Raw genomic sequence first — 21,670 nt, 5'->3', positions numbered from 1 at the left:
CAGCAGTACTCCGACGATCTGGCCGTCACCGCCCCGCGCGACGAGGGGAAGCGACAACTCTCACGCTGCCCGCTGGAGTTCCCCGGCCGCCGCTGCCCTCACCAGCAGTTCCCCCAGATCGGCGCCAGCGAGAGCGTGCTGGCGGTCGAGGTCTCCCACGTCAGACGGCCACCAGGAACCCGGATGCCCGTCGCACACGGCATCTTCGACATGCGGGCTTACCCCCGGACATCGGTCTTGCGCCAGAGAGCATGCCCGTGCGATCCACCATGCCTCCATGGCCGACTACCTCGCCCGGCGTGGCGACCTCGCCAGAGTCGGAGAGCTGGCCAGCAGATCCCATGGCCTTCCCGTGCCAAGATCCTCCACAGCGTCGGGCCCGAGCCGGACCACGAGCCCACGCTCCAGGAGCAGTTCGTCCAGGACGGGGAGCATCTGCTGCTCGTCGTGGGGAGGAAGCTGCTCCGCGTCCGTACCCGCCCGGCCGGGCGGGTACGGACGCGGAGCAGCTTCCCTGGCCAGACGAGGCGCGGCCGTCTGGAGGGTGCCTGCCCGTATAACCGTGCCGCGGATGAAGGGGATTTCGTATCGCGGGTCAGGTCAGGTCACAGCATCTAAATCCGCAACAGAGACGGTTATTCGGAAATTTCTCTGCTGGCAATCACATGGCATCCACTGCGCTCTACGACCCATTTGACCGCCGCAATTGGGGATTCTTCGTCAGCACCTCCGAGGCAGATCCTCAGCATATCGTTCGCAGGATCAGCCTCTACCGAGGAGAGTACCCATTGATCGTTTTCATCGCCAAACCAGTATGTCCACTGCAAAACCTCCCAGCCTCGCCCATCAACCAAGCGGGCCCGCTCCTGAAGGCTGGCCTTTCTCCATTGACCTAGCCAGGCCCTCTTCTCCACTTCGGACAACTCGGGCGAAAATTCTTCGACTAGCCAATCCGGCAGGCTGGAAAGCCAGAATTCTCGCCCCCTATCTTCTTGAGGTTCGGCACGGCGGAGGACGTCAAAAACCTCCGCCAATTTCATCCTACTGGAGCCCTCGCCCCCAACAAGAATTTCTAGCATTACGCCGCTTCCATAGATTCGGGGAGCAGAGACCACACTGCAGCGGACCTCGACGCTCAGTTATCTTCCGCACTGCCGGGGATTATATGCTTGTACATCTCTCTGATGTGCTCAGGTCGAAGACCAAACTGATCCGTATAGCGCCTGTCGACACTCAGTGGCGCGCCAGGAAAGTCCTTCGCCATACTTTCGGGAACTGCAGTGTCACGCAGCCACTGAACAAATGAGTCGTCCACTCGGAAAGATTTGACGGTGCTGCCCGCGTACCTCGGGTCCGACTTTCTAACCTCAAGGAATTTTTCCATCCTTTTCTTATTCCCAAAGTTCAGGAAGAGCATTTTCTTAGAGTTACGAATGACGGGATATCCATTTATCACCCGCACCCGCTCGTTGGCGCCCTCGACACGATACACCTTTGTCGTGAGCGCTTCATCCCATGCCTTCGCTCCCACAAGGCCAATGGAGGGCCCAAATGCCACCATGGTCTTGTAATAAGCATTTCTAATTCCGCACAGAGAATCCCCATCAGGGCATGGAAGATCAGGAATTTCAGCACTTTCCGGTTGGGCACTCGCTGGCGCACTGCAGGTACCCGCAACCGCGTAAACACAGACACCATTCGGTGCTTGGTACTGGTATTTCTGTGGTGCCGGGCTGTCTACCGTGGAGGCAATGTAATAGACGATCACGCCACCGCCACCGCCACCGCCCTTTCCGGTCGACGCCGTCCCGCAAGGACAGACGCTCCCCCCGCCGAGACTTCCGTCAGATTTCCTGTTGGTGGATCCGTTTCCGACGCTGGGTCCGTGTGGCTGGCCGTCTGCACTGCAGAATGGCGGGCACTGCCTGTCGTCGACGCTTCCACCGCCGCCAGTTTCGGTGGGTTCGGTGACGAGTCCGGTGGGGTCACTGTTGGTGATGGGGTCGTTGTTGGCGTAGCTGTAGCCGTTGAGTGATTGGTGTTGGTCGGGGCTGAGGAGTGGGTCGACGCTGATGAACTGGCCGATGGCCGGGTCGTATTCGCGTGCTCCGATGTGGGTGAGGTTTGTGGATTCGTCGGCGGGCTTTCCGAGGAAGGCCTTGTCGTCGGGCCATGTGGTGGCCTTGGGGTCGCGGGGTGCGCCGAAGGGTGTGGTGTAGCGCTTGGTGATGGCGTAGGTGGTGGCGTCGAGGGCGAGGCTTGCGGTGCCGTGGGGGTCGGTGGCGAGGAAGCTGAGCTTTGTGCCGGAGGTGCCGGACTTGGCGGTGCGGACGGCAATGGTCTGGCCGTTGGCGGTGTAGTAGCGCGTGCCGGTGAGCGTCTTGGTGGTGCCCGTGACGGTCAGCCGTACCTCGGTGCCGCCGAGGTAGAGGACGGTGTCGCCGTCTGCTTTGGCGCGGCGGATGAGGAGTTCGCCGCCCGCGTCGTAGAGGTAGCTGGTCTCTTTAGTCTTCTCGGTGGTCTTGGTCAGTTTGCCTTCGGCGTTCCAGAGCAGGGCCTGCTGTGCGGTGGGGCCGGGGCGTGCTGTGGTGTTGCCCTGCGCGTCGTAGGTGTAGGTGCCGGTCGTGGCTCCTGAGGTGTTGTCCAGCGTGTGAGGCTTGGTGTCGGTGGCGGCGTCGTACTGATAGGTGGTGGTGGCGTCACCCGTGGTGGTGTGTTTGGTTTCGGTCTTGCGCTGGCCGGCGGTGGTGTAGGTGTACGAGGTCCAGTAGGGCGCTGCGCCGTCGATGTTGGATGTGGTGCGGCCTGCGGCGGCGCAGTCCGTGGTTTTGGGGGTCCAGGCTTCGGTCACGCGGCTGTTGCTGTCGTAGCTGAAGCACTGGTAGTCGGGCTTGGTGGTGCCGCCCTGGGTGGAGGCGTCGAAGATTGAGGTGACGTTGCCGGCGTCGTCTTGGGTGTAGCGGGTGTCTTGCGGCATGTAGCCGTGGACGTCGTCAGTGATGAAGGAATGTGTCAGCCGACGGGTGCCGGGCTGGTATTCCCAGTTGAGGTAGGCCTTCTTGGCGGAGTCGGCTCCGTCCATGCCCAGTTGGAGCTGAGTCAGGTCGCCTTGGGGCGAAAATCCGGCCTGCTGTAGGTATCCGGTCATGCCGACAGAGGATGTCTGCTGCCCGGTGGCGTTGTACTTGTACTCGACGGTTTCGGAGGGGAGGCCTGCGACCGCCGGCTGGGAGGCTTGGCTGACCGTGCCGTCTGCTTTGTAGCCGGTGGTGAAGGAGAGCGTGGCGGGGACGCCAGCGGTGACGAGGGGGTCGGTGGCGGGAAGGATCAGCTGGCTTGCGGTGGCCCGGTAGAGGCTGTCGTAGGTGGTGACCTTCTGGGTGTAGGCCTTACCGGTTGCGCCCCCGTCGTAACGGGTCGCGGTGTCGGGCTGTCCCTTTGCTACGGCGTCGAAACCCCAGGCCGCGAGCTTGTTGGCATCCGTCTTATCGGTCTGCCACATACCCGTTTTGCGGCCGAGGTCGTCGTAGGCGTAGAGCAGCTTCTTGCTGGCGTCCTTGTTGGGCGTGGTGCTGACGACCTGGTCAAGGTTGTTGTACTCAGTGGCGCTGGTGCCCTTGTCCGGGTCGCTTGCGGTGACCTGACGGCCGAAGAGGTCGTAGGTGTAGGACCAAGTGGTCTTGTCCGGGCCGGTGATGGTCTCCTGCTGGCCGGCATGCGTGTACAGGTATCCGGTGGTGGTGTAGTCGGTGCCGGTCCGCTTGGGGCCGGCGTATTCGCGGCGCTCGGTGGTCTGGCCAAGGGCGTTGGTGACCACGGCGGTGGCCTGGCCCCCGTCGGGCGCACTGGTCGAGACAGTGTCGCCGGTGTAGGTCGTGTCGATGGTCCAGCGGGGGACGTTGAAGTTCTTCGTCACCGTCTTGACGGCTCGTGCGGCGCCGTCGTAGGTGGTGTCGCTCTGGGCCGGGGCTGCTCCGCCCGCGGTCTGTACTGGTTGGCTGGACGGCGCGGAGGTGTTGTCCCAGATGTCGCCCTGGGCGCTGATGGCCAGGCCTCGGTCGTCGTAGAGGGTCAGGGAGACGAGACGTCCGCCGGCAGGGCTGGTGGTCTGTACCTGACGGCTGCGCAGGAGCGAGTCGTAGAACTGATAGGTGGTGTTGTAGCCGGAGGCCTCACCGTTGAGGGATGCGGTGGAGACCCAGGACATCGCCGAGTTGGTGACGTGGTAGTCGTAGACGTAGTTCGGGGTCTTCTGCAGCGCGCGGGAGCGGTTGGGCAGCCAGACCTTGGTTACCCGTCCGAGGCTGTCGTACTGGCTTTCGGTGATCTTGTTGTTGGGGTCGGTGACCTTGAGGACCGAGCCGGTGGCGAAGTCAATTACCGACGTGGCCTTGTACGTCGCGGCATCGGTGACATCGCTCGCGGTCATCGGGCCCGCAGCGGCCGGTGTGTACACCGTCGAAGACACGGTCAGGTCGTTGGCGTTCTTGACCAGTTTGGGGCGGCCCAGGCTGTCGTAGTCGACGGTGCCGATCTTCTGCCAGCTCGGTGTTCCGTCGGCGGCGTAGCTCTTGGCCCGGCCCGTCCACTGCGCCTCGCCCTTGGTCGGGGTCTGGGTGCTCGTGTACGTCTTGGAGTCGAACGTCGTGGCCGTGTCAGAGATGACGTCGCCGGGTCGTGTCGCGTCGGTGGGCAGGTCGAGGTCGGCGTTGAGTGTGGCGCAGGGCTTGGCGACCACCCGGACGCGGGAGATGAGGGTGTTGATGCCGACGGCGTCGTTGCGGGCGTAGGTATTGCGTGTGCACGTCTCGTCACCGTCGACGTCGTCGTCGCCGCGGTCTTCGACCTTGGAGGCCATGCCGTAGTCGTCGTAGGCCGTGATGGTGGTGCGGACGCGGTCGCGGGGGGCGATGCCACTGGTCACGTTGGTGCGTGCGTGGCTCGCCTGGGTGCGGACGTAGTAGGCCTCGGTGTCGGCATACGACTTGTGCTGGGTGGCTGTCTTTTGCGACCAGGGGTCGTTGATCGTGCCGGAGACTTCGTCGGCGCCGTTGTAGGTGACGGATTCCCGGGTGAAGCCTGCGTACGGTTCGGCGTCGGTGATCTTCGCGGCTTTGACGCCGGTGATGTCGGCGCTCTTGCGGGCGTCGGCGTCGGGGGATTTGCCGTCCGTTCCGAGAACGCGGTCACCGTTCATGCCCCGCATGTAGACGGTGACGGTTTTCATGCGGTCGCTGTCGCTGTCACCGGTGAGGTGGGTGACCTTGCTGAAGCCGCGCCAGATGGACCAGGTGCGTTCCTTGGCCGGTGTCATCGGGTCGTCGTTGTAGTGCCAGGCTCCGCCGCCGGAGTACTGGTAGGTGTGCTGGACCGACTCCGAGCCGCCGAAGGGGTCGGAGGTGCTGACGGCTGTGACCGGGTACTTCTGGAACCAGTCGAGGGTTGGCGTCTTGCCGCCGTTGGGCGACCAGTAGACGGGGTAGCAGCGCTTGGTGTTCTCGTCGACCTTGGGCATGGTCTGCCCTGCGATGCAGTCGGCCTCGGCGTAGGTGACGGCTGTTTGTGCTCCGGCCTCGGAGGTCACGGTCTGCAGGCGTGGCTTGTCGAGCGAGAGGATGTTGTCCGAGGCGCCGTCGACGCGGTTGGGCAGGAAGAGGTGGGTGAACTTGACCGGGTCGAGGGAGAGTTCGGTGCCGTGCTTGCCGGTGTGCTTGATCTCGTCGAGCCAGAGTGACTGGTCAGTGGAGTCGCCGGTGTCGCCCGGGTCGAGGTAGTGCTGCTTGAGTTCCCAGGTGTCCACGGACTCGAAGTCGGGTGTGGTGGCTGCGGCGTTCCAGGCGTAGGTGGTGATGCCGGTCAGGCGTTTGCGGGTGAAGAAGGTGGGGGCGACGTTGCCGGTGCACTTGTCGCCGTCCTTGCAGAGGGCATCGAAGGGGACGTCGGGCCAGCTGTCGCGGTTGTCCTTGGTAAGCGTGTCACAGGTGCTGATCGACGGGTCGCAGCGCTCTTCGTAGGAGAAGACGACCTTGTCGGAGGCGGCGGGTGAGCCGGAGAAGAGAGTGGTGGCGCGCTGGCCGTAGCGGATTTCCTTGAGGTAGCCGCCGCGGGTGTAGTCGGTGCCGGTGGTGTCGTCGCCGAGTTTGTCGTAGTTGTTGTGTTCGGCGGTGTACCAGTAGGTCATGGCGTTGGCGTGGGTGTCCTCGACATAGTCGAGGTTCCAGCGCCAGGCTTGGTTCTTGGCCCGGCCGGAGAATGATGTTCCGCTGCTGTATCCGGGCTCGCCGGTGTCGTCGCCGAAGACGGGAACGGTCCATACGGAGTTGGTGCGGTCGTCGGTGCCCGCGCCGGTGAGTTTGTTCTGGCCGAAGACGTACTTGGTGCCGTCGCCGGTGGTGACGGTCCAGAACTCGCCCTTGCCGTCTCCCTGTCCGCCTGCGATGTCGTCGCCGTCATCGCCGTTGTCGGCGCCTGTGGAGTGGGTGACGGTGGAGGCGTCGTCGTCCTTCAGGCGCCACTTGCCGCTGGTGTCGTCCTTGACGAGTTCGGTCGCCTTGCCGTTGAGGACCAGGGATGCGTTCTCGTACTTCCAGCACAGGTCGAACTTGTCGCTCTGCCCGTCGTCGTCACACGAGCCGTATTTGCGTTCGATGTAGGAGGAGGTGAGGTCGAAGCCTTCGCCGACCTGGCTGCCCTGGTTGTTGGTCGAGGCGGTCCGCCCGTCCACGCTGCCGGAGTTGTAGGAGATGTCCAGGCTGGGTGTCGGCCCGGCGGCTGCCGGGGGTGTGCGCAGCGGGTAGGACCAGGTGAAGGCTCCCGAGGAGCCGCCGGCATCCCAGGTGGAAGAGGCGGCCAGCGGGGTGGCCTTATAGTCGCCGGCGCCGGACTGGGTGCCGGCTGCTACAGCAAGCACCATGGTCTGGGGTGCGCTGGACGAAGGTGTGAAGGCGAGAATGGACGAAAGGCGCTCGTGCGCACGGTCGTTGTCCGACGTGAGCAGATCAGAGGCGCGGCACTTCTGCTTGTCCGGTGCCGTCAGCAGGCACGCAGGGTAGCTGTGTATCTGCAGGCGGCCGGCCCAGTCACCGCCGTAGGCGGTGGCGAAGGCCCCGTAGTCGATGCCAAGGCGCGCCTTGCCGCCCGTTGCGGGGCCGGTCACGGCTAGGACTACACCTTTGACTCCGAGCCCTTTGGTTGCCGTCTGGTCCAGGACTCTCACGCTGAGGGCGTTCACGGCCGGCGAGGCGTTCTTAGCCTTGCCCGTCGTTGGTGCGCTGAGCGTCACCGGAAGGGCTCCGGGATCGGCATGCGCCGTACCTGCTTGGGCCAGCTTCAGCGTGGCGGTGCCGGCACTAGGCCATGTGACGGTACGCCGTTGATCGGCGCGGGCACGCTGGGAGGCCGCGCGGTCGGCCGCGTTCGACTTCGCCACGATCGCGGCGCTCTTCCTGTCAGTGCGGGCCTTGAACGGGGAGACCTTGACCGGGACGGGTTTGTTGCGGTGGGGCGCGCCCAGGGGGTCTGTTCCGGCGGCGAACGCCACCGGGCTCAGCAATCCGGGGACCAGGGCGAATCCCGCCGCCACGGCAATCCGTCGGATCCAGGGGCGGGCTTGGGTGTGACCTCTCCCGGTCAAGCCGGAAGCCAACTGGTTCATGGCATGTCTCCTCGCGTGCGGCCGCCCGGAAGGCAGCCGCACGTCGTCAAAGGTCTGCTAAGAAGATGTGAAGGGGTGCCGGCACTGTCTACGTCGACGGCTGTGCGATCTGACTGTTCACCTGGTCCGCTGTCATCGCGCCGGTCCACACGCGCAGCTTCGCCAGGTCGCCCGGTAGGTAGTTGCCCGTGGCGCCGGCCGCTTGGCCGCTGCCTGCCGAGAGAGTGCCGCTGCCCTGCTGCGCTGTGGCGAGTCCGGCATCTTCCTCTCCCACTTGCGCGAAGGGTCCGACGTAGAGTTTGGCGACTCCGAAGTGCTGGGCGCCGTCGCTCTTTCCGGCGAAGTCAGCCGTGGCGTCGAAGACCCCTGTGACGTCGACCCACGTGTCGAACTCCTTGTCACCGACGGGTTCCTCGGCTGGTGCGAGTGCCGTCGCTACGACCTTGCCGGTGGAGTCGACCGCGGTACGTCCGAACTTCCATTGGTAGACGCCGCTTGTGATCTTCTCGATCCACAGTGCCCACGAGGATTCCTTGCCTGCCGGGGTGGCCTGGGCGGCTACCAGTCCGCGGTAGCCGTCCGGCTTGGACTCCAGCAGTGCCTTGTTCAGCCGCACGCGTGCAGAGACCGTAAATGCGCCGGTTTCATCGATCACCGGACCAGCGGCGGAGGCGTACCCGGAGGTGCCGTTCATGACCAGGGCGGTGGCGTCCTCGCCGGCCAGTGTGGCTCCTGCATGCAGTGTCAGACCGCCGCGCTGGTAGGGAAACGAGGTGCTTGCCGGGTTGTCCGGATCCTCCGGGCTCTCGATCATCCGGCTTCCGGAAGGGGGCGAGATGGTGGCGTCCCAGTGCGCGACGAGTTCGTTGGCCGGCACACCATCCTGCTCGAGACGGAACTCCTGGCGGACCTGGGAGGGCTGGCGGGCGTCCTGGAACACGGCCACCTCGTCAAGGAGGCCGAAGAAGTGCTCTGCGCCCGTTCCCGCCGACACCGAGCGGCCGAACTGCAGCCCGCCGGTCGCGGTCCAGGGCTCGTAGGAGGCGGCGGCGTCGGAAAGGACCACGGGATCGCCCTGGGGCTGCCCGTTGACGAACAACTGGATCGTGTCGTCACTTGCGGTGCTGTCCTTGTTGGTGGCGAAAACACCGGTCAGGTGTGTCCACACCTTCAGCGGCGGATTGGAGGCGTCGGCGAGGGAGCGGATGAACACCGGGCTCGACTTGTCCTTGTCGGCGCGGTTGAAGACCCACTTCTTGTAAGTGGCCGAGTAGTACAGGGCGAAGGCACTGGTGTTGGATCCCGGCTCCGAGAGGACCACCCGGTTCACGGAGGCGTCGGTGAGGTACACCCAGGCCGAAACGGTGAACGAGCCTTGAGTGTTCACCGCGGGCGTGGCCGTCGCCGCATGGCCGGTCTGCTCCGCCGGGATGGAGGTGTCGTCGTTCAGACGCAGGGAGTAGTCCCCCGCTCCGCGGCGTGCACGGGTGGAGCCGCCCGTTCCCGCCTCGCCGACCAGGGTCGCGTTGTGCCGGCTGCCGACGGTGGCGGTGTCGGCGGCTGTCATGGTGCCGGAACCGGGCTTGAGTTCACCGAAGTGCCAGCGGCCGCTGGCTTCGGGTGCCAGATCCACCTTCATGGAGAAGTAGGCGGGCGGACCCCAGCGCACATTTCCGCTCTTGTCGAGTTTCAGGTCGCTGGCCTCGACCGACAAGGTCTGCAAGCCTGACAGACTCGGCTTGATGTCCGTGCGGGTCACCGGGGCATTGGTCGTCGCCGCGTTCACCGTCTTCGTCGCGGAGGCATCGCTGGTCATGAATCTCCAGCGGTACGCCTTCACGTCCTTGTCTGCTGCGTTGGGGCTGAAAGTGAACGTTCCGGCAACACCCGGCCCGCCGTTGGGCACGCAGTCATCGGTCAGGCACGCCGTATAAGGTCCGGCCGATGTGATGGACGGTTCCTTCGGGGCCGTCGAGTCGATCCTCAGATAGCACCATGACGAGTAGGGCGAGAACAGGTCTCCGGATTTCCCGTCATAGCTCCAGTGCGACTGCGTGCGGGCATGGAAGCGGTACAGTCCCCCGTCCGCGCGCTTGCTGGTCGTGGCCTTCTCCAGCGTGTCGTCGGGAACCCACCCGGAGTCCGGTTTGTAATCGGTCCACACCTGCGACCAGCTGCCGGACGGGGTGTCGGTGCTGGATCGCTGCATGACGAATTCGGCCTGCAGGGAACCCTCTTCATCGCCCTGGTGTTGTTCGACCTTGGTCTGCACGCGAGCCTGGACGGTGGGCGTGTCCACGGTCGCCGTCAGCGGGTCGGACGCTGAGGTCTTGCAGGCAGCGGTCGCCCCTGTGCCCGGGATGGCACCGACCGACGTCGGGACGCCGGGCGTGTGCACGTACCAGACCTTCAGCTCCGCGTTGTTGTCGAAACGCTTCCACGCCCGCGGCTCGGTCTCGTCCTTGGCCCGCAGCATGAGTGTCAGGCGGGGGAACTTGCCGTCCGCGAAGGCCCTCACGGTAGAGGTGAGGTTCTCGTCCGGCTCTTGCGGGTTGTCGTTGAACTCGATCCACGAGTCGGGCTGCTCCGGGGAACACAGGTCCCCGCGGCCTGCGGAGACGTACCTGTCGCCCATCTGGTCCAGGGACTTGGGACCCGGCCACCTGGTGCCTTCGCTGATGTTGTCCGTCCGCTCCAAATCCACCCAGTACGGGGAGCAGTTGAACGACCATGTCTCATAGGCTCGGAACGTCGCGTCCAGCACGTGCTTGCCGGCCAGGGCACCTGGGCCGAACTCGAAATACATGCGGTCGGTATAGGCGCTCGCCGCGCAGCCGTATCCGTCCGCGATCCCGCACCGGCCCACTCCCTTGGGCTCGCTGAACTTCCAGAATTTGTCGCCGTCCGAGGACAGCTTGGTCCACTCCGAGAGGCCCAGGCCCACCGGCGGGTCGATGAACACCGGATAGACGGTGTCCTGTCCGCGGAGCAGATCCAGGTCCGGGCGCACCGACAGGGAGCCGTCGCCCACTGTCACGGGGAGCTCCGCGGTGGCATCGCCCTCGTCAGGCTGGGCAGGCTCGCCATCCGAGCCCTCCAGCTCCGTTTGGGGCTGCTGTGCGGCTGCGCTCGCGCGAAGCTGAGCGTGCGGACCGGCGGAGTCGGTTCCGGCGGAATCCCACATCTGGCCGGCCGGACCACGGAAGACAGCGTTGCCGTCCGCATCCACGGCGCGCACGCCTCCACCCTCACCGGGAATCACGCTCAGACCGTCGCCCGTGGCGGTGAGTTTGATCTTCTCCAGCTCAGGACTGGAAGCCGCCTCGGCCGTATTGACCACCACGACCTCGCGATAGCCCTCCGCCGTCGCGGTGAGCTGCAAGTCTGCACCGGTGACCGGCACATCAGCGTAGGTCGCCGTCGCCCCGTCCAAGGTCGGGGCAGGCAGCGAGGAGGGCCAGCCGAGCTTGAGTTCCTGGCCCTCGTGCTCGAGCTGCAGCAGACCCGCGCCGCTGCCCCCGCCGGAGAAGGACATATTTACTACGGACGACTTCGGGCCGATCGTCCCGTCCGCGCGCTTCTCCAGCGTGACGTCGATGTCCCGCCAAACGCCGTCCTCGCCTCGAGCCCGCTGCGGTTCGGTCGACTGGGTCAGTGTGAACGTGCCGTCCGGGTTGGCGACCGTGGTGGTGTATTCGGACCGTGCCGCAGTGACCTCGACCGGCTCGCCAGTTGCCGCTGCCTGCTGGGATGCGGAGTCCTCCGACACCACCGCCGCGGTTGCAGCCGCTCGGGCATCGCCAGCTGCGACCACCGTCACCGCCGGCAGCAGGGACAGCAGCAGCCCGGCCACAGATGCACTGCCAACTACACCCCGCACACCTCTTTTATGCGTGTGCGCACGACAACTCCCCTGCCTCAGCACCACAGTTCCCACCCCAGCGTCACAGATTGCTCACAGGACGCCAGAGTTAATGACGACTCACATCCCCCCGTCAAGGAGAGCTCGACCACAGATCCGGTCGAGAATAGCCCTTTGACCAGCGCAAATGTCCACCGATTTCCGATGCGTGACACACCATCAAGACGGACACAGCCAGTACGCCCCGTGTTCAACCAGAGACACTGCCGAATAGATCAAGCCAGGACTGCATCGAAGCCGCCCGAAGTAGTAGCCCCTCGCTGGACACCAGAAGAACTTCGAGTAAAGGGATGTGGCGCCCAGCCACGCACCGCAGACACGTCAGGAATCAGCCACAGCCGATAGCCCTTCACGGCGTCATGATCACCTGACGTAACTGCCGTCGGACGAGATGCCGAGGCCTTTGAACGGCTCGTTGAACGAGCCGAAAAAGGATCAAGCCAGCAGACGATACGAACCGACATCTCACGGCCATGCTCACCAAGCGCCCGCCCACCCGCCAGCGGTAGCACTTGGCTGGGGCCAGCACACGGCGCAGCCATCGGGAACCATGTACCAGTGGGTCTGCGAAGGGTGACCGCCGAGATCACCGTCGGTGGAACCCGGGTTCCCTCCGAGGCCCCGCGCGGACATCCACGAGCTTGCCCGGCAGGTGGGGGTTTCGGTCCGGGTGAACTGGAGCGGCGATCGGGAAGTCGCGGCCTGGGGCCTGTCCATGGGTACCGCGTAGGACTGGGGGTTGTCGCCCGACGGGTACGCGGAGCGGTGGGACACGGTGATCACCGATGTCCTGCTGGTCGGATCCGAACTGGCCGAGGACCCGTACGCGGCGGCGCCGGTCATCGAATGGCACGACATCCGCGACGCGGAGACGAACCCCGGGGCATGGCCGGTGGCTTCGGCGCAGGACCGGCTCCGCTGGGACTGGACACCGCTGGAGCGGGTCGGCCCGCTTCGGTTCGGGATGACCACGCACCAGGTGCACGCCGCGTTGCACGGTGCAGCGCCGGCCAACCGCCGGGGTTGGCACCAGTGGTCAGGCCACGGGGCCCAGCAGTGGTACCTGAGCGAGGAACGGTTCAACACAACCGGGGTGAGCGCCCACTACTGGTACCCGGAAGGCTTCCCCACGCTGGCCGCCGTGACCGTGCACGGGCGCACCGGACCCCAGGTCGGATGGGACGGCATCCCGCTGATCGGCCGGACACTCTCCGAGGTCGACGCAGAGGTGATCCGGAACATCGAGAAGCGCGGCCTGGGATGGCTGGTCCACTGCGACGGCGGTCCGGGACCGGAAGAACTCAACATGTCCGTGCGAGCAACGAGGGCCGCAGACACCGTCGTCAGCGGAGCCCGCTTCTTCGCTCCGGACTGGGAGAACCACTGACGTCGCACGCCGGGCTGCTGCTCCCACCACCGCTGGCCGCACCGCAGCGATCCGGCAACACGTTCTGGACATGCGGCAACACGTTCTGGACATGCCCGATCGTCGCTGAGGTTCTCGGAAGCGGCGCGGGGGCACGCCCGGGTGCCCTGACAGCTTTGACTATCCAGGCACTGGCGAGGGGGTGGACGGTGGGGCAAGGTCCTCGCCCGCCGTGGGCGGACAGCCGCACATCGGTCACGCGATGTCTGGGGGTGCACAGCATCCGCCGGCGTACGGTGCGCCGCCGATGGAGTGGAGCAGGACGTACGGGTGCTGCTGCACGGCGTCTGCCCTTGTCTGGAGGCGGGTGCCGACCAGGACACCACGGGACCGGGCTCACGCTCGTGGCTCGGGCGTCAATCTGTGGTGGGGGAAGATGACGGCCGTGATCCACTACCCCTGCGTGTGCTGCGGCCATCTGACTTTGGGTGAGCCACCCGGATCCTTTGAGATCTGTTCGGTTTGCTTCTGGGAGGACGATCGCGTGCAGTTGCGCTGGCCCGACTGGGCTGGCGGAGCGAATCGGCCGTCGTTGATCGAGGCACAGAAAAACTTCAAGGCGTTCGGGGCCTCCGAGGAACGATTCGTGACCAAGGTCCGGCTGCCTCGGGACGACGAGCCGCTGGATCAGAATTGGCGGCCCATCGACCGGGACCGGGACCACTTCGAACCTCGCAGCAGGCAGGAGGCCCCGTGGCCCGTGGACTGCACGGTCCTGTACTGGTGGCGCCATCGCGATACCGGATTCTGGCGCCGCGACAGCTGAAGCGATCAGGTGGCTTGCTCGTCAAAGCGGGTCCGGGAACCGTGGCTGCCGGCACGGCCCCTGCCCGACACGTACCTGATCGAGGGCGGCGAACTGCGACTCCAGGAACTGGAGCAGGCAGCCGCCGAGCTCGTTCCGGGTGAGGGCGAAGCACAGCATCCCGAGCCAAAGGACAGCGCCGCATCCTCCCCCGGCCCGGGGCGGCGTCAGCTGGGGAGCGACTCGTGAACGACGGTGACGGACAGGACCGCCAGGCTCGCGCGGATGCGGTGGACCGCGAGATGGCCGCGCGCCTGCTGCCTCCTACCGTGGTAGAGGCGCTGGGCAGGTGGTGGGAGGCGAACGTGTCTGCCTATGCGGACGGGACACCTGGCGCGCACACCGTCCGCTACACGCCCGGCCGGTGGGCGCAGATCACTCCGTGGCCGAAGGCACGGGCCGAACCCGGTCGATCGCGGCAAGAAGGGCAGCAAGCTGCATGTGCTGTCCGAAGCGCAGGGCATCCCGCTGGCCGTCGCAGCGTCTGGTGCGAACGTGCATGACAGCCAGGCGTTCAAGCCGCTGCTTCTGGGCCTCCCCGCCCTACGCTCCCGGCGTGGGCCACGACGACGGCGACCGGTCAAGGTCCGCGCCGATAAGGCGAACTACTCCGCCGACCACCTTGCCTGGCTCCACTCACGAGGCCTCATCCCGCGCATCGCGCGCCCGGGCATCGAGTCCGGCGAGCGGCTCGGCCGACACCGCTGGAAGATCGAAAGGTCGATCGCCTGGCTGTTCGGCTACCGCCGTCTCACCGTTCGCTATGAACGCAAGGGCAGCCACTTCCTCGCCTCCTCGCCTCCTGGGCCTCGCCGCAGCTCTCACCTACTACAAGAAACTCGCGAAACTCACCACGTGAGACAACCTCTAAGTCGATCATCCCATTGGCGAACCCGGTCGAGGTTAATTCCTTCCGGCCACGAGTCACCGCCCGGACCAATCCCAGAGGCGCGCAGCTCACAAAGCGGACCGACTGAAGCATACGCATCCCTCCCGATCTCGAGGTAAGCAGCAGCCACCACACGGAGTGAAGCAGCTCGTGCCGCGGATGGATCAACGCGGCCGGTCGGGCGAAGACCACGCCAGGCGGGAGATCAGGGATAGTGCGGAAATCCCTGGCTTTGCAGTTCATTGGCGAGAGTATCGATGGTCTCCTCGGGAACCTGGCCTATGTCGGTGGCGGTGGGCGTGGTCTTGAGCTCCATTTCGCTTTGGAAGGAGGTCAGCGCGGTGCGGGTGTTGTTGCCGAAGACTCCGTCGAGTCCGTGCGGGTCAAATCCAAGCGTTTCCAAGGCTGCCTGAAGGCCGACGGCCAGGTTGAGCGGGACCGGGAAACTTCCGGAGCGCACGTTGGCATCAAGAGCCAGCCCTGCGTTGTAGACGAGTTGTGTCAGGTCGCCTGCGGGCGGATCGGCGTTCCAGCTGGCCAGGGTGAACAACAGGCCGTTTCTGACGTTTCTGGGGATCACGCCCGGGTTGCCCGTCTCGGTCATCTTGCTTTCCCGTGCCATGGTCAGCCAGTCCTGCTGTGGCGCTGCTGCCTGGAATTTTGGGAACGCAAAGGCTGGCCCGAGCGCCCAGGCCATGCTGAAGAGGCCCAGTTGCGCGTCGGCCGGCCACTCCTCCAGGTCCTCGAAGTCGGTGCGACCCAGAAGGTATTGCTCGAACTGCGACAGCTTGCTTCGCACCAGGTCGTCGATGCTCGCGTTGCTGATGCGCAGCCGTGTGATGGCCTCTTTCGCACCGATCGTGGCGTGAGAGGTGTTGCTGAATTTGACAGTCTTGAACTCCTGGAGGATTTCGCCGCGTGAGACGGGTTCCAGGGTGCCCTTGTCGTACCAGTCGAGTGTGTAGATGTCTGGCAACGGCTTGGGGTTGCTGCCGAATTGCTGCGGATCGTCGGCGTCGAGGAGGTTGCCGACGCCGGTCGAGACAAGACTCTTGACGTCCAGGTACATGAACTGGACGCGGCCTTCCAACGGCGCGCTGAAGGGAAGGAAGGCATCCCAGACGCTCTGGTGCATGGTTCCTCTTTAGGACGGTTGCGGCTTTGGGTCAGATCCGTCCGATCCAGGTGCAGGCGGAGCCTCTCCGGCAGCACCAGCCGCGGGGGCTCAGATTCACCAGAGTCGGTGGGTCTCCTGGTTCGGGTCCGTAGCCTCGGTCGGGCTTCGCCATGATCACAGTGACGGTGCCGTCGACCACTACCTTCTTCACCGGGTAGAGGGGTGACTCCTGTGGATCGCGGCGATCAACCGCCTTGGTCTGAGCCGGAAGGTCGAGTCGCATGGGAGCTCCTGTGGGGGTGAGCCGCTATGGCCGTATGGACTTTTCAGCGTGCCCACGGGCCAGGCTTGCTGGACCAGCCACTGCGGGCAGAGTCGACCGCGTCACGTGGAAACGCCGTACAGGGTCTGGTAGCAAAGCTGCCGGGCAGGGCCGGTCATGTCAGCGCATCGCGTTCTGGCGGCTTCGACGCCGGTCCCATGGGAGCGAGTCGCCGCCTCCGATCGCTGGTCACGCTGGATGGGGCGGGATTGGATGGGCAGCGTGCTGGTTGGCTGCGCCGTCTTGTGGGTCATCGTGTGCTCCTCGTGCGATGGGTTCCTTAGCGGTCCAGGAACTGGTGGACGGGTGCCAGGCTGACGGGGAGTTCGTCACTGACGTCGATGGTGAACTGGTAGACGTATTTGGCGCGCGTGTCGTTTTCCGGGTCGAAGAAGCTCACCTGGACGTCTTGGCAGTCCGATCCCGGACGGCAGTAGGGGCTCTTCGTCACGCGGATGGTGTCCAGGGCGCCCAGGCGCGGCTGCTCGAAGGTGCCGTCGGCCCGCCTGGCCCGGTGGGTGACTCCCGGGGCCAGCAGGCCTTGCTTGATGGTGGACCCGAACAGGAAGCCGTTGGTCCCGGCAAAGTTCAGGGCACGGTCGGCCGAGCTCTGTCCCAGGTTGCGGAACTGGTAGTAGACCTTGTAGAGGAACGCCTTGACCTGATCGCGTACCTCGTCGTCCGGGAGGGCACTCTCCTGAGCTGTGTTGGCTGCTGTGCTGACCGCTTCCAGGATCGACTCGACGAGGAGGGCCTCGTTCCAGGCGCACACGCCGCGGCTTTTGACCTCGACTTCGGGAACGACCTGCCCGGTGAAGAGGCGGGTGGTTCGTCCGGTGAGGAACCCGGGGATGGAGACGCGGGAGACATAGTTGCGGTCGTTTTCGCTGAGCAGCTGTCCCCGCAGTATGTCGCGGAATTGCCGGTAGATGACTGATACCGGCGGGTGAGCGAGGTTCTTCAGGAGATCCCGGAGGTCGCGGGTGAGGTTCTCGCCGTCGACGTCGATCTCGATGCGCTCGTTCCAGTCCATGGCCACCGGCGTCTCGGCCACCAGGGCGTAGACAGGCGTGCCCTCCTCCAGATTCAACGTCCAGACGACCTTGTCCGATGCCCAGGGGTTCTCCGCGAGGTAATCGGCGAGCTGGCGTCCGTCGTGAGGGTTGGCCGGCGATTCGATGTCTGCGTCGCCCTGCCGGTAGACGGGGTTCTTCATCTGCTGGGTGAAGCTGTCTCTTCTTGCTTCGGTTTGGTAGTCGTACCCGAGCGTGCCGATGGCGTAGATCAGCTGCCGCTGTGGGGCGCTGCTGCCGTTCGTTCCGCACTGGCATTCCGAGGGGGAGCTCCCGCCGCAACCGCACGAGGGGCGTACCCCGGGGCTTGCTGCACCTTGCCCATGCCAGGTTCCGGCGGATGTTTCGGCCGCGGGCGCGATCGGTGGTCCAGGCGTGCTGGCAGCTGCGCCGGCCGGGCAGGCTGTCAGGACGTCGTCTCCGCTGGCAGCCCGGGCACCGGCGGCGTGCTCACCGGGCGGCCGCACAGCCGCGGGTTGACCGGCAGCCGCCCGTGGCCGCGCGCCAGATGCCGCGTCAAGTGCAGCCGCGCCATCGCCTGCGCTCTTGGTCTCCCCGAGTGAGACCGGAGCGCCGACTTCACCCGCTGTGTCAGCAGTGCTTCCTGCAGTCTCGGCCGTTCCCGGCGGTACCGGGCTCGTGTCAGGCGTCGCTGCGTCGAGGTTCGTCATGGCTGTGTCTCCTATCGCGCTGATCAAGTCGTAGGCGCGTGCGGCGTTCAGGTTTCCGCCGAGGTAGCGGCGACATGCGGGCGCGTCGGCGGGCTGGCACAGGGCCTCGGACGCGCTGGTGAGGATGGCGTCGCCGACCGTCTTCGGATCGGCACGGCGCCCGGCTCGCAGTTGTGCATCGACTAGGAGTGCGGCCACGCCGGTCACCAGGGGTGCGGCGAAGCTGCTGCCGGTGACGGCTGTCCGGCCGCCACCCGGTGCGGCGCCTTCGATGGACTCGCCGGGGGCAACGACGCCGTGTGTGGCGTAGGCGGCTCCCCAGTTGGTGATCTGCAAGGGCGTGCCGTCTGTCCCGGTTGCACCGACGGCGAGCACGCTGGGCACCGCGGCGGGCACTTGCAGGCAGTCGCAGCCGTCGTTTCCGGCGGCCGCGATCACGAGGACTCCATGGTCCTCGCAGAGCCGCAGGGCACGTCCCAGCAGTTCATCAGCCTGTCCGTCTGGTGCGCGCTCGCCGCCGCTGATGTTGATGATCTGGGCACCCTCCTGGACGGCCCGTTCGATGGCCCGGGCCAGATCCATTTGGGGGACCCGCGCCTCGTCTCCGTCCCGGAATACGGGTAGCAGCAGCCCCCGGCAGTGCGGTGCGATGCCGGTTATGCCCTTGCCGGGCTGCCCGAAGACCAAGCTGGTGACGAGGGTCCCGTGCAGCGACATCGGCCCAGGGCCCGGCGCTTGGGTCACGAGTGTGTCGATTCTTGTCAGGTCGGCGCCCTCGAAGCAGGGGTGGGACAGGTCCACCGGCCCGTCGAGGATGGCAACACACACCTCGGGGCTGCCAAGGAGCTCTTCTTGAGGGGCTTCCACCCCTCGAAGTACGGACCGGGCTTCCATCCCAACTCCCACATGCTCGTCCTGCTCTGCCTTCGAGCATCCGCCAGCCCTGTGCGGCATCCGTTGTCCCGGCAGTGCAAGAGGCGTTCCGCGATCGTTGTCCAGGCATGAACCACACGTTCTTGACGCAGGTCGGACAACGATCGGGGAGGCGTCTTCGAGAACGTGAGGACAGGGACGCGGGCCTCGGGCGGAGCGGAACGACGGCTATACCCGGATGCGTCCGGCACATGCCACCTGCACAGTAAGAATGTGTTGCGGAACGAAACTGCGAACGAACCGTCCCTTGAACTGCTGGGCGACTTCGGGCTCGTCTGCTCTGGTCACAGGGTGCACATGCCTATCGGAGTCCAGCGCTTGCTGGCGTTCCTGGCGTTGCAGAGCGGCGGAATCCATCGGGGCGCCGTCGCACAGCAGATGTGGCCCGACTACCCCTGCCCCCGGGCCGCCGCCAATCTCCGCTCAGCCCTGTGCCAGGGACGACGCGCCAGCTACGTTCCCCTTGTCGACTGCATTGGACAACGATTGAGGCTGTCGCCTCTGGTCCGTGTCGATCTACATACGGTCGGCGTAGACGCACGGAAAATCGTCGACGGCCTGGACCCTCCCAGCGACACAGAAGCACTCATCGACGACCTCACGCGGGAACTACTCCCCGGCTGGACCGAAGAATGGCTCGAGCTGGACCGAGAACGCTGGAACCAACTGCGCGTCTACGCCCTCGAGGGCGTAGCACAACGCATGCTGGCAGCGGGGCGATACCTTCCCGCCCTTCAGGCGGCCATTGCAGCCATTGCCATCGACCCCATCCGCGAGACTGCCCACCGAATCGTCATCGAAGTTCATCTGGCGGAGGGCAACGTGGCGAGCGCCGTACGGTGCTACCAGCACTACTGCGACTTCCTCTTGCAGGAACTCCGTGTGAACCCCTCACCGCAAATGACCAGCCTTCTACAAGGCTTGCTGTCCACATAACCCCTGGTCAGGATGCTGCAGCGACGTTGCCATGACGCTCTTCGAACGCTGCAGGGGATACCTCCACAACGGTCCCGGAGAATGCTGATGACCTCAGCAAAGTCCTCGCTGTTCTTGAGGATGCAGGTGCCTCCCGCGCGATGGTCTATCGGCGGGATGACCAGAAGGGAGATGAGTGTGGTGGACACTTGTTTCGGTCAGGAAGCGGAACGTAGGCCGACCGGCCTTTCCATGCCCCTCCAAGCGCCGCCTGTTTACCGCTCCGCAGTCGGAGCAGCTGGTGCTGCCAGTGGCGCTGGCGTCCAGGCCGACGGTATCGGTTCGTGGCTCGGCGGGCTCGTGGACGACTGGTCGCACGCGATTCCTGGATCTGGAGCCGTCGGCGACGTTCTGGGCTGGCTCGGCCTCTGAGGAACGAGGTGCCGGCAGCCCAAGCGGCTGCCGGCACCATCCGCGGTTGTCGTCGCGCAACCGTGAACCCTGCCAGCCTGAGCAGACATCCGAACAAGATCAGCCCCCGGAGCAAGAGACTCATTCGGCGGCAAGGGCAGTGCGGCCGCGCCAGAAAATCACCGTGGTGGGCCGTGAGCCAGCGACGCTCTCGCTTGGCAGAGCGAAGCCGCTGTACGAGCAATGCCCATGCCCGCTGCCGACGACATGAAGAAACACGAACCCCGCGTCAGATGGCGCTGGCACGGCGACGCCGACCCGGCAGCCTGCCGCTCCAGCCGACCATCGCCTGTTTCATTCACCGCACAGGACGACAAAGTAAAGGAGCATGATCATGAAGCAACCGACCGCCTGCACCAAGGCGCGAACCCGCCCAACCGCTGCACCCAACATGCCGCAGCAGACACCGCCCATCGACCGAACCGAAGCCGCCGCAAGCATCCCCAATGCTGCCGCTGGCGTTGAAGCGAGCATCATCGCGCCGCCGTTCGACTGGAACAAAGTGTGGACAGGGATGGGCAACTCCCCATACAACCCCTTCGGCGGACTCAACGCTCCCTACATCGTCTACTGACCACTCGGGAGCCGACACGCTCACAGCGCGTCCCCGTGCTGAGTACGCCCGGCCTCCCGCTAGACCATCCAGATCGCGGGCTCCCGGCCATGAAGGTGGATTTCGCCATCCTCTGTGAAGCCTTTCGGAGTGCGGCACCTCCCACCTTCAGCCCGTGCCCAGGACCGCGCCGATCGCACCTCCGACAACGGCCTACAACCCCACTGTCCGACTGCTACAGGAGGCATCCCGACAGCAGGCCTGGAAGGGGCTGGGATTGGCTGACACAGAAAGGAAAGAGGTTAGCGCAATGGACACTCGCCGCGTTCAAGGACCACAAGAAGAACGCATGGGCCCTTCCATGCCGACGCAAGCGCCGCCCATCTACCGCTCCTCAGCAGGTACGCCGGGCACCACGAGCTCCATCGTGGGCGTCGAGCCCGCAGGCCTCTTCGACCTTGCCCGCTTTCTCGACATCGACGTTGACTGGGGTCCCCTCCACGGTGGCCTGCACATCTGATCGAGCCATGTGATCGGCAATCGCCACCGTGCACACCCGCACCATGGCTCGAGAACGGCGGCCCAACGGCCGTAGCTCACGGTCTCCAAAGCCGAGCCCATCGTGGTGATCCGCGCTCTGGGACACCCGACGAAACGTCGGCGCGGACCTGCCCGGCGGATAGCGACACCCTCACCAGAGGCACTCGTGTCGCGTACGCGGCCAGCAGGTTCTTGCCACATGCTGCGATCACCGAAAAACAGGCTTCTGCCTCGCCGCCCAGCAGGCGTGGCCCATCGTTCGGGGGATAGCGATGGACCACGCCTAAGACGCCATTTCGTTTGGCGTGATCTTGCGGCAGTCTGGGGTGGTGACTGCTTCGCTTGTTGAGCGGATGGTGCCGGACGGTTTGTGGGAGCT

Annotated in this window: 11 protein-coding genes; 6 read left to right on the top strand and 5 right to left on the bottom strand. The window is 65.4% G+C overall.

The window, feature by feature from the left end; translation table 11 throughout:
- Positions 1 to 635: 635 nt before the first annotated feature.
- The 3 genes from ACIQ7M_RS39870 to ACIQ7M_RS39860 all read right to left on the bottom strand — a co-directional run bounded on the left by ACIQ7M_RS39870 (position 636) and on the right by ACIQ7M_RS39860 (position 10,460).
- Positions 636 to 1,079: a hypothetical protein gene (locus ACIQ7M_RS39870; RefSeq protein ID WP_403653747.1), complete on the bottom strand. Its 444-nt coding sequence runs from the start codon at positions 1,077 to 1,079 to the stop codon at positions 636 to 638.
- A 56-nt stretch (positions 1,080 to 1,135) separates the two neighbouring features.
- The gene (locus ACIQ7M_RS39865) at positions 1,136 to 7,654 is read right to left on the bottom strand and encodes an RHS repeat-associated core domain-containing protein (protein ID WP_403653744.1); all 6,519 of its coding nucleotides are present in this window, start codon (positions 7,652 to 7,654) and stop codon (positions 1,136 to 1,138) included.
- Positions 7,655 to 7,742: 88 nt separating this feature from the next.
- Entirely contained in the window at positions 7,743 to 10,460 is a 2,718-nt protein-coding gene (locus ACIQ7M_RS39860) for a LamG domain-containing protein (protein WP_403653796.1), read from the bottom strand.
- A 1,855-nt stretch (positions 10,461 to 12,315) separates the two neighbouring features.
- On the opposite strand from ACIQ7M_RS39860, the gene ACIQ7M_RS39855 reads away from it, so the two are divergent.
- The 3 genes from ACIQ7M_RS39855 (at position 12,316) to ACIQ7M_RS39845 (ending at position 14,815) form a co-directional block, all read left to right on the top strand.
- Positions 12,316 to 12,963: a hypothetical protein gene (locus tag ACIQ7M_RS39855; protein WP_403653741.1), complete on the top strand. Its 648-nt coding sequence runs from the start codon at positions 12,316 to 12,318 to the stop codon at positions 12,961 to 12,963.
- A 415-nt stretch (positions 12,964 to 13,378) separates the two neighbouring features.
- Positions 13,379 to 13,768: a CPCC family cysteine-rich protein gene (locus ACIQ7M_RS39850; protein WP_403653738.1), complete on the top strand. Its 390-nt coding sequence runs from the start codon at positions 13,379 to 13,381 to the stop codon at positions 13,766 to 13,768.
- Positions 13,769 to 14,122: 354 nt separating this feature from the next.
- Positions 14,123 to 14,815, top strand: a complete 693-nt coding sequence (locus ACIQ7M_RS39845) for a transposase (RefSeq protein ID WP_403653735.1) — start codon at positions 14,123 to 14,125, stop codon at positions 14,813 to 14,815.
- A gap of 86 nt (positions 14,816 to 14,901) precedes the next feature.
- Here ACIQ7M_RS39845 and ACIQ7M_RS39840 read toward each other — a convergent pair whose 3' ends face one another.
- Complete coding sequence (locus ACIQ7M_RS39840; protein ID WP_403653732.1) at positions 14,902 to 15,831, bottom strand: peptidoglycan-binding protein; 930 nt, start codon at positions 15,829 to 15,831, stop codon at positions 14,902 to 14,904.
- Positions 15,832 to 16,415: 584 nt separating this feature from the next.
- A complete protein-coding gene (locus ACIQ7M_RS39835; protein ID WP_403653729.1) occupies positions 16,416 to 18,773 on the bottom strand; it encodes a S8 family serine peptidase in 2,358 nt (785 codons plus the stop codon).
- A gap of 252 nt (positions 18,774 to 19,025) precedes the next feature.
- On the opposite strand from ACIQ7M_RS39835, the gene ACIQ7M_RS39830 reads away from it, so the two are divergent.
- The 3 genes from ACIQ7M_RS39830 (at position 19,026) to ACIQ7M_RS39820 (ending at position 21,271) form a co-directional block, all read left to right on the top strand.
- On the top strand, positions 19,026 to 19,748 hold the full coding sequence (locus ACIQ7M_RS39830) for a BTAD domain-containing putative transcriptional regulator (protein ID WP_403653726.1): 723 nt from the start codon (positions 19,026 to 19,028) through the stop codon (positions 19,746 to 19,748).
- Positions 19,749 to 20,532: 784 nt separating this feature from the next.
- Positions 20,533 to 20,772 carry a hypothetical protein gene (locus ACIQ7M_RS39825; protein ID WP_403653723.1) on the top strand — a complete coding sequence of 80 codons (240 nt, stop codon included), beginning with the start codon at positions 20,533 to 20,535 and terminating at the stop codon, positions 20,770 to 20,772.
- Positions 20,773 to 21,112: 340 nt separating this feature from the next.
- On the top strand, positions 21,113 to 21,271 hold the full coding sequence (locus tag ACIQ7M_RS39820; protein ID WP_403653720.1) for a hypothetical protein: 159 nt from the start codon (positions 21,113 to 21,115) through the stop codon (positions 21,269 to 21,271).
- Positions 21,272 to 21,670: the final 399 nt, after the last annotated feature.

The sequence above is a fragment of the Streptomyces sp. NPDC096324 genome (assembly GCF_044763015.1).
Classification (GTDB): Bacteria; Actinomycetota; Actinomycetes; order Streptomycetales; family Streptomycetaceae; genus Streptomyces.
This window is presented reverse-complemented; position numbering and strand designations above follow the sequence as displayed.

What these genes read in the sequence shown, in the direction of transcription:
- ACIQ7M_RS39865 (WP_403653744.1), bottom strand. Translation starts at nt 7,654, where the DNA reads ATGAACCAGTTGGCTTCCGGCTTGACCGGGAGAGGTCACACCCAAGCC.
- ACIQ7M_RS39845 (WP_403653735.1), top strand. Translation starts at nt 14,123, where the DNA reads ATGCGGACGGGACACCTGGCGCGCACACCGTCCGCTACACGCCCGGCC.
- ACIQ7M_RS39850 (WP_403653738.1), top strand. Translation starts at nt 13,379, where the DNA reads ATGACGGCCGTGATCCACTACCCCTGCGTGTGCTGCGGCCATCTGACT.
- ACIQ7M_RS39825 (WP_403653723.1), top strand. Translation starts at nt 20,533, where the DNA reads ATGAAGCAACCGACCGCCTGCACCAAGGCGCGAACCCGCCCAACCGCT.
- ACIQ7M_RS39870 (WP_403653747.1), bottom strand. Translation starts at nt 1,079, where the DNA reads ATGCTAGAAATTCTTGTTGGGGGCGAGGGCTCCAGTAGGATGAAATTG.
- ACIQ7M_RS39820 (WP_403653720.1), top strand. Translation starts at nt 21,113, where the DNA reads ATGCCGACGCAAGCGCCGCCCATCTACCGCTCCTCAGCAGGTACGCCG.
- ACIQ7M_RS39840 (WP_403653732.1), bottom strand. Translation starts at nt 15,831, where the DNA reads ATGCACCAGAGCGTCTGGGATGCCTTCCTTCCCTTCAGCGCGCCGTTG.
- ACIQ7M_RS39835 (WP_403653729.1), bottom strand. Translation starts at nt 18,773, where the DNA reads ATGGAAGCCCGGTCCGTACTTCGAGGGGTGGAAGCCCCTCAAGAAGAG.
- ACIQ7M_RS39860 (WP_403653796.1), bottom strand. Translation starts at nt 10,460, where the DNA reads ATGTATTTCGAGTTCGGCCCAGGTGCCCTGGCCGGCAAGCACGTGCTG.